We start from the raw sequence: 1,034 nt of genomic DNA, 5'->3' as shown, positions 1-1,034 counted from the left end.
TGAGCTGCGACAGCAATTGGGGTTATACAGTGCAGCAGAAACTTTGGCTTGGCTTAAAGTGCGAGGGCTCACGATGGCCGATCTGTTCGAGTTGGCCAAAGCCCGGCTTCTGACGGAGAAGGTGAAGCGGATCGTATCAGAAGATAAGGTAGACGCTTATTATTTGAAAAGCAGACTTTCCTATGATAAAGCAATTATTTCTCAATTAATAGTCGATAGTAGAGAGCAGGCGCAAGAGCTGCTGTTTCAGCTTGAGGAGGGTGAGCCGTTCTACCAGTTGGCGCAAACCTATTGTTTGAACAGTAGCAGCAAGTACGACGGCGGGTACGTCGGGTCGGTTGGACGAGCTGAGATGAGCGGCGAAGAGGAGTCATTTGTTTTCAGTTCGGAAGCAGGACAATCAGGGGGGCCTTTTCCAATCGGATCTTGTTATCGATTACTGTATGTTTGGGAAGTGATTCCAGCTGCATTAACGGGGGAGCTTAGGGTCAAGCTTGCTGATTTGATTTATGAAGAGTGGCTGAACGAAGCTGTAAAAAAATCAAAAGTCGATATTAAACTATGGGGCTATTTGGCAGGGGAGCCATTAGGCTGATCGTTCGGGAGGCACAGGGATGCTCGATTTACATCATATCATGTTGGATACAATCCCTATTTTTCAGGTGCTGTCGCCACAGGAGAAAGAGGAGTTATTTGCCTCCTTTGAGAGGCTTTCTTTCCATATGGGAGACACGATTATTGAAGCTGGGGAAAGTGGAGAATCGTTCCATCTCATCTTGGCGGGCAAAGTACGAATGATCGGTAAGGATGAGGATGGTAAAGAGCTCAATTTCGGATTAATGGAAGCGGGCTCGCATTTCGGACAGGAAGCACTGTTGAATGAACAATTTCAGGAGCATACGCTGAGGGCATCGACGAAGCTTGAGCTGCTACGATTATCCAGGACCATGTTTATGCAAATGATCGACGCGCACCCTGAATTGAGGGTGTACTTACTTGAACAATTGGCCGATGATGCGATGCGCAAATTTCTG

Annotated in this window: 2 protein-coding genes; both read left to right on the top strand. The window is 47.3% G+C overall.

The annotated features are described in order from the left end of the window. Window positions 1-595 (top strand): peptidylprolyl isomerase (locus BK127_RS42190; RefSeq protein WP_076238586.1); only part of this gene is annotated, 595 nt, incomplete at its 5' end. A gap of 19 nt (window positions 596-614) precedes the next feature. Then, window positions 615-1,034: cyclic nucleotide-binding domain-containing protein (locus BK127_RS42185; RefSeq protein ID WP_144026748.1), on the top strand; the 420-nt coding region annotated here is incomplete at its 3' end.

It is taken from the genome of Paenibacillus sp. FSL H7-0331 (genome assembly GCF_001956045.1).
Note: the sequence above shows the minus strand (reverse complement) of the source record. Positions and strands in the feature narration are given on the sequence as shown.